The organism is Streptomyces sp. NPDC020801, from assembly GCF_044334385.1.
Taxonomy (GTDB): Bacteria; Actinomycetota; Actinomycetes; order Streptomycetales; family Streptomycetaceae; genus Streptomyces.
The window spans coordinates 104,376-111,782 of record NZ_JBIRST010000017.1; the positions used below are offsets into that span (position 1 = coordinate 104,376).

The following is a 7,407-nucleotide window of genomic DNA, read 5'->3' on the forward strand; positions in this document are numbered from 1 at the left end:
CCACAGTGCTCGTACGTCACGTCAGCGGTTCGATACGCTCAAGTGCTGCTCCGGCGGCGTGTAGATAGTAGGGGACGGCGTGCCGCGAGTTCTCCCGGATGCACGCCTCGGTCATCTTGATCACGTGCTCGTCGCCGTGCTCCGCCGCCCGCCCGGCCAGCTCGTCCGGAGAGAGCAGGGGCGTGTCGGGACCCGGCAGCGGGAGGCGCGTGGTCGGATGGTCGAACGCCGCGACGATGACCGCGGAGAGCTGCCAGACCGCCGCGAACGCCTGCCGGTGGAAGGCCTCGGGCAGATGGGGCAGGACGAAGCGCAGTGCGGCGGGCGCGGTCAGCGCGTGGACGAGCGGGATGGGGGCCTTGGGCTGACGCACGAACACACGGGCCGCGGCGGAGGTGAGTTCGCCGAGCGCCCGCTCCACCTCGCCGTCGGACAGGCGCACCTCGGCGCACACGTCCGTCAGGTGAGGGAGGGTCATGGCCGGGACCATGCGGCCCATGATCCCCGGGCCTTCGGCGGGCACGTCGCGCGCGAGCCGCGGCAGCGCCTCGACCGCCTCGTCGACCGGGCGTGAACCGTAGTGGGTCAGCTGGTCGGGGAACGCGTGATACCGGCAGGCCCAGTACCCCAGGCCACGCGCCAGCTCGTCCAGCAGCGGCGGGAGCGGCTCCGCCGACCGGCCGAGGGCCCGGACCGCGTGAGCGGTGCGGATGATGCCGTGCGCGGCGGCCGCGGCGATACCCGGGGCCAGCCGGGGCCACCACAGGACCAGAACCTCCTCCCACGGCCGCTCGTCCAGTTCGCGCCGGAAGAAGTCGATCCAGTCCTCGACCCTGCGTACGTCGCCCAGTGCGCAGCGCCACTCCTGCTCACTCGTGCCGATGCGCCGGGTGGCGGAAGCCGGGGCGTCCAGTCGCCGGCGGTACGCGTCCACCCAGGGGACGACCGCGCAGTCGTATCCCATGGCGATCAGGGCGTCGGAAGCCATCGGGCCGTGGTTCGACAGATAGCCCTCGAATTCGCAGCCGGTGTCGCGCAGCATCTCGAGAGCTTCGAGGGAGGTTTCCAATCCGGCTTGCATCAGTACCCCTTGATGCCGTTGTCATCGGGTGATGGATTTTCGGGGAAGCTCGCCGAGATCGTTCCCAGCTCGCCGAGAGCAGACATATCACGGCCGATACGCCGCTCATGCCGGTTCCACTCGGCCTGCGCGGCGGGCGGCAGCGCTCCTTCGACTCCGCACTGCCGCAGGCCGGTTTCCCCGAGGTCGCGCACGGTGTCCTCGGTCCAGCGCATGCCGTGCTCCAGGATGTGGCTCAGGAGCGCTGCCGACACCGCGGCTCCCGCACCGCTGGTATCCGTGGCCCGGGCCTCGGGCGGCGGCGTCCACCAGTGGTGCCGCCCGGACCCGCCCAGGCCGAGGCCTTCCCCGCCGGAGGTGATCAGGGCCAGCGGGCACCCCGTCCCCTCACAGACCTCGCGGAAGGCCGCTCGTCTCGATCCCCGCGAGCACAGGTCCGGGATGCAGACCTGGGGCAGGACACGGGCCGCCGGCAGGCCACGCCGGCAGGCGGTGACCCGTTCCCGGGCCGCGTGCGCGCCGGTGCGCCCGAGGTTCACCACCACCGTGCCGACGGGCCCTGCCGCGCTCACGATGTCCAGGCAGGCGGAGGCGAGCCAGGGGTAGGCGTCCAGATAGACGACGCTCCCTGCGATGGGAAGGGGGCTGCCGGCACCGCAGTCGCGCAGCGACGCGACGCCGGGCGCCGGGCAGTTGAACCACACCCGCCGGCCGTCGTCGGTGCTGATCTCGATCTCCGTGGGATCACCACGCCACGGTCCGACACGGACCGGATCCGACCAACGGGGCAGCAGCGTGAGCGGGAGGGCGTCGAGGGGCCGCCTGCCCGGGTGGGAGAGGACGTGTCCGGCGCGCACACCCAAGCAGTTCAAGTGAGCTGCCACCAGCGGCGCGTCACACGTGAGGGTGGACGTCAGCGGGCGGCACACCTCGCCGTCTCCGTCGCCCCGCGGCAGTCGCGCGACGCGCAGCCGGTTGAGCACGGCCAGGTAACCGACGACCACGACCGGCGGCGGCGCCGTCATCGGTCCCGCCGGGCGACCAGTCCGTGCGACGTCCAGCAGTACGTCCGCTCGTGCCCCCAGTGCTCGGAGTAGGGGATGCCGCCCTGCCGGGCAAGGATCGAACATCCGGTCCGCCGGAGCACGTCGGCCACGTGGCCGGGGCCCGCGACGCGGCGCGGCAGGGGCGTCTCCACGCGCCACGAATAGAGATCCGTCAGGACGAGATGGCCGCCCGGGCGCAGCGCCCCGGCCAGCCGCTCGACCGTGACGAGCGGTGCGGGGAACAGGCTGACGCTGTTGCAGGCGATGACGAAGTCGTAGTCGCGGCCGGGAGGAAGGGAGTCCTGCCGGTACACCACCACCGGCCCCGGCCCTGGCCCCAGCTCTGGTCCCGGCCCTGGTCCCGGGCCTGGTCCAGATTCGGGCCCGGGTCCGGGTCCGGGTCCGGGTCCCGTCTCCGGCCCCTTCTCCGTCCCAGGCACCGTCTCCGGCCCCTTCTCCGTCCCAGGCACCGGCACCGGTCCCGCGCTCCCCGGTGCCCGGCACTCGAACCAGTCGATGCCTGATGCGCTCCGGGCGAACGACACGCGACGGGGCAGCATCAGTGCGGCTCCGCCGTGCAGAAGCGCGCCGAGCACCAGCGACTCGAGCGAGGCGTCACCGACCCAGAACCGGCCCCGGGGGCGCATGGACATCACGTCATGGGCCAGCCTGCCGACACCGGCGCCGACCTCGGCCACCTTGATCGGATCGTGCGGGCCGGACCGCGCGAAGACCTGCGTGGCGCACCAGGCGCGCGGCGGGAGGGCGGCGCCCGACACCTCCGCCTCGTCGTCGGCCCAGTTGAACCACAGCGACCGGGTCAGCCGGTGCCAGTCGGAGTAGTCGTGGTCGGCGTCGGACGCCTTCTCGCCCGCCGCCGTCACCGAGCCGTCGGTCAGTGCTCTGCTCGTGTCGAGAACGCTCCTCAGGGCGTCGTACGCGCCGGGCGGCGGAGCCGGCTCGATCCGGTCGAGGTCGTCGAGGAACGCGGCGAGACCGTGGGTGAAACGGAGCAGAACCGCGGGGGTGACGCAGGACAACAGCCCTTCAACGCAGGCCGCCGACGCTCCCGGCAGGTGGGTCCTCATACCGCTCCTCCTGAGGGCTCCGGGCAGGGATGTGGGCGCGTAGGAGAGCCCCCTGGCTCGACCAGAAGGCAGCCGTGCCGTCCCAGCCGGCGCTGACGAAACCCTCGGCCAGGGACTGGACGGAGGAGACTCCGGGTTTGGCGTGCCAGATCAGTTGCCGCCAGCCGAGCAGGTCACCGGCGGGGCCCACGTACCACAGGCACACGGTGCTGTCGTAGCTGCCGCTCGCCAGGACGTCCCCGGCGGGAGAGACGGCGACGGCCTTGACCGACTTGCTGTGAACGGCCGGGAATTTCAGCAGTGTTCCCCCCGACGGGTTCCAGATGCGGACGTGCCGGTCCCGGGAGGCCACGGCCACCCAAGGCCGGGTGACCGCAGCGGCGACCGAGTTGACCAGCACCAGGTCCTCGGCGCCGTAACGCGCGGCCTCGGTCAGGACACCGGCCGGCTCCCAGGCGCTGAGCGTGTTGTCGGAGGAACCGGCGACGAGGAGTGCCGAACTCGGGCACCAGGCGAGCGACTTGACGGGGCCGTGGTGTGCGGTGACGCGTTCGGCCTCCTCGCCCTCCCAGGTCCATCGGCGCAGCACGCCGTCGTAGCCGCCGGAGACGACGGTGCCGTCCGGCAGCGCCACGAGGGCGTTGACCGGGCCGCCGGGAGACCGGGCAAGCAGCCGGGGCTCACCGGCATCCGGGACGATCGTGATGCGCCCCAGGTAGTCGCCGGCGATCAGGGCGTCGCGGCTGTCGAGCCGGCTCAGGGCGCAGACCAGCGTGGGCAGCCGGTGCGAGGGCGGGGAACCCAGCACGCCCACCGCCCCGCAGTCCTGGCCGGCATAGACGCGTCCCTCCTGACCGGTCGCCAGCACGTTGATGCTGTGGGTCTCCTCGTCGTTCGAGGCGGGCCCGGCCGGCACGTCGTCGCCGGCGCACCCGGCGTCGGCGTCGGCGTCCGAGACGGTGCGCAGAATGGCGCGTCCGCCGAAGGAGCCCGTGACCAGGGTGTCGTCGTCGAGCAGCGCGCACGAGCGCTCCCACTGCAGGGCGTGGCGAACCGTCGCCCGCAGGCTCATGGCCGACATGTCGTAGATCCGTACGGCTCCGTCGTACGAGGCTCCGAAGGCCATGAGCCCGCTGGGCGAGAAGCCGACCTTGCGTACCGACGCGCCTGCCTCGGGCATCGTCCGTGCCACGTCCCAGCCGGCGGACGACCACAGCCGCAGTCGTCCGTCGTCGCAGCCGGTGGCCAGGAGGCGCTCGTCGGGGGACCAGGCCAGGGTCTCGACGTCTCCGGGGTGCGGCAGCACCTGGCAGGACCTCAGGTCCGAGGTCTCCCAGACACGCACCGTCAAGTCCTCCGACGCCGTGGCGAGATACCTCCCGGAGGGGGAATGGGCGACGGCGAAGACACCGTGCTTGTGTCCTTCCAGCACGGTGGGCGGGTCGCCGGAGCCGTGACGCCAGAAATACACCCCGGTGTCGTTGGCGTCGCAGACCGCGGCCAGGACGTTCGCGTCCCGGGGGTCCCAGGAGACGTCGTTCACATCGTCGCCGTGCGGGCCGAGACGCTCCAGGACCATGCCGCAGGCGAGATCCAGCACGTAGGCGAAGCCGTCGGCGACCGCCACCGCCACCCGGCTGCCCGAGGGGTCCACCGCCACGGCGTTGACCAGGTCCGCGAAGCGCTCGGCCCACACTATTTCCTGCGTGGCCGTGTCCCAGCGGATGACATGCCCGTCGTACCCGCCGGTGACCAGCACGTGCGGTGCCGGGCCCGGGTCCACTGCGGTGACCGCGGAAAGGTGGCCGCTCAGTCTCCTCTGCGTCCGCCAGAGCGTCGCCTCCGGTGAAGTGACTGCCGCCTCCGGTGGAGTCACCGCGGAATTCGCACCAGGTCCGGCCGACATCGCCATCCTTTCCGCCCGTGAGCTGACCAACGTCATGGGTGCTGCGCGCAGTTCCGCCTCACTCATTCCTGATGTCCGCCGCGCCCTGGGGCAAGGGGGAAACAGGCCGCGAGGATCTCGCTCGTCCGGGCGGCTGTCAGATACGCGGCCGCGGTGTGGAAGTCGAGCAGTCCGATGGCCGTCTCGATGTCCTGGTCGAGATCGAAGTGCGGCTCGAGCGGCCTCGGTACGGCGACGACGTCACCGGGATCGGCGATGTTGACCCACCGGCGGACGCCCGGCGGGCGCTGACCACGGGCTCCGGGAGAGGGAGTGAGACGGTCGAAGACTATGCGCGGCATGCCCAGGGGCGAGCCCAGGGTGAGCAGCAGGTCTATGGGGACGTCCGGAATCGTCCACAGCGCTTCGTAGGCGACGACCGACCCCAGCGAGTGTGCGACGACCACTCCGGGACGTTCCTCGGAGATCGTCCTGGCCACGTGCCCGCAGGCATTCGTGCGGGCCTCGTTGTCACCCGGTCGCAGGTAGGCGGCCACTTCCCAGAAGAAGGTGGCCACGAAGGGCCTGAGCACGCTCTCGTTCAGGCACCGGATCCTGGCTATGCGGTCGACGACCAGGCGAAGGGGAAGAGTGAGATGTCCCTGCACCGCCTGCTCGTCCACCGGCTCGAGGCACATCGCCCAGTCACGCACCATCGACTGGACGTCCTCGGGCAGTTGGTCCAGGGTGTCGCCGTGACCCTGCGGCGTGACCGAGCGCAGGAACGGCGCGTAGTAGGCAACACGCAGCTTCTGGGAGGCCCCGTCGACCAGCCCGGCGAGGTGCCGGCCCCATTCGGACGACAGCCGGTCGCCGACCTCCTCATGGGGTCCCGCCGCATAGTTCCCGACGCCGTGGACCCCCACTATGTCGCTCATGCCCCGCGCTCTCCGATCTCGTAGCCGCTGTCCAGCACGGCCACCTCGTTGTCGAATGCCACCACGACCGAGCCTTCGGGTCCCGCCGCGACGGACGTGCCCGGCCCCGGCAGGCGGATCAGGCCCAGACACCGGCTCTGCCCGACGTCCCACACGCGTACCGTGCCGTCACAGCTGCCGCTCACGGCGATGAGGCGGCCACCCGCAATGGTCGCGTCGATCGAGTCGACGGAGTCCTGATGACCGGCGAGCGCACCGAGCTGCCGGCGCCGCCCCATGTCGATGACTCCGACGGTGTTGTCGAAGCCCGCCGTCACCAGGACGGCCTGGCCCTCCAGCTCGGACAGCGCGAGATCCCACACGGTGCCCGCGGAAGTGATCGGCCCTCCGGTTTCGGCTCTGGTCCGCAGGTCCCAGGTACGGATCGTTCCGTCCCCGCCCGCCGTCGCGGCGATCGGGCGCCCGTCGACCGTCCCGCAGGCCACGGACCAAGCGGGCCCGGAGTGCGCGAAGCGTTCCGGAAGGCAGTTCCCGTGGACCAGGTCCCACATGAGCACCGAGCCGTCGCCTCCGACGCTCACCGCCATCGCGCCGCCGTCGAACGCGCTCGTGGCCACCGCGCGCACGGAAGTACGATGCCGGCCCCGGAGCAGCTTGTGCGTACCGGAGCCCGGGTCCCACAACCGCACCGACCCGTCGCTTGCGCCGATCACTGCGACCAGGGTGCCGGAGAGCATGACGGTGTCCAGGGCTCTGACGCAGTCCGCCGGAACGCGCAGGGCCCGCGTCTGCCTGCCCGACGTCCAGTCCCACAGCCGCACGGTGCCGTCCCGGCCCGCCGAGAGAACCGAGGGCCGCCCCTCGATGGAGGCGCACACCACCTGCCGTACGGCGGCCCGGTGCCCGGTCAGGGCCGCCGCCTCCGCACCACTGTCGAGCTCGAACTGCCGCAGGGCGCCGTCCCGTTCCGCGACGACGGCCATGCCCCGGGCGTCGTCGGAGGCCGCCACCAGCGCATCGATGCCGACGGTGTTCACCTTGATCGCGGTGGAGACCCCGGTGGGCAGGTGCCAGGTGCGCAGCCCGTCCTCGGCCGCGCCCACCACGATCGGCCCGCCTCCCGAAACCACCGACGTCAAGGCGGAGACCGGCCCGTCCAAAGCCACCGAACCCACCCGCACACCCCGCACCACATCCCACACATGCAAAGCCCCCGCAGCAGCCCCCACCACCACCGGCCCATCCCCCAAAACCACCGACGTCAAAGCAGACACCGGCCCGTCCAAAGCCACCGAACCCACCCGCACACCCCGCACCACATCCCACACATGCAAAGCCCCCGCAGCAGCCCCCACCACCACCGGCCCAT

Annotated in this window: 6 protein-coding genes; all 6 read right to left on the reverse strand. The window is 71.8% G+C overall.

Going from position 1 to position 7,407, the window contains the following annotated elements:
- Window positions 1-16 precede the first annotated feature (16 nt).
- From ACH4UM_RS29795 to ACH4UM_RS29820, 6 genes are read right to left on the reverse strand one after another with little or no spacing between them, the layout of a single operon-like run.
- Window positions 17-1,081, reverse strand: a complete 1,065-nt coding sequence (locus ACH4UM_RS29795; RefSeq protein WP_398185842.1) for a questin oxidase family protein — start codon at window positions 1,079-1,081, stop codon at window positions 17-19.
- Complete coding sequence (locus ACH4UM_RS29800) at window positions 1,081-2,106, reverse strand: hypothetical protein (RefSeq protein ID WP_398185845.1); 1,026 nt, start codon at window positions 2,104-2,106, stop codon at window positions 1,081-1,083. Before ACH4UM_RS29800 ends, ACH4UM_RS29795 begins: the two co-directional genes overlap by 1 nt.
- A complete protein-coding gene (locus ACH4UM_RS29805) occupies window positions 2,103-3,215 on the reverse strand; it encodes a hypothetical protein (RefSeq protein ID WP_398185848.1) in 1,113 nt (370 codons plus the stop codon). The genes ACH4UM_RS29800 and ACH4UM_RS29805 overlap by 4 nt, the downstream gene beginning before the upstream one ends.
- Window positions 3,175-5,187: a hypothetical protein gene (locus ACH4UM_RS29810; RefSeq protein WP_398185851.1), complete on the reverse strand. Its 2,013-nt coding sequence runs from the start codon at window positions 5,185-5,187 to the stop codon at window positions 3,175-3,177. Before ACH4UM_RS29810 ends, ACH4UM_RS29805 begins: the two co-directional genes overlap by 41 nt.
- Entirely contained in the window at window positions 5,184-6,038 is an 855-nt protein-coding gene (locus tag ACH4UM_RS29815) for a serine peptidase (RefSeq protein WP_398185854.1), read from the reverse strand. Before ACH4UM_RS29815 ends, ACH4UM_RS29810 begins: the two co-directional genes overlap by 4 nt.
- Complete coding sequence (locus ACH4UM_RS29820) at window positions 6,035-7,168, reverse strand: WD40 repeat domain-containing protein (protein ID WP_398186066.1); 1,134 nt, start codon at window positions 7,166-7,168, stop codon at window positions 6,035-6,037. The genes ACH4UM_RS29815 and ACH4UM_RS29820 overlap by 4 nt, the downstream gene beginning before the upstream one ends.
- Between the last annotated feature and the right edge of the window lie 239 nt (window positions 7,169-7,407).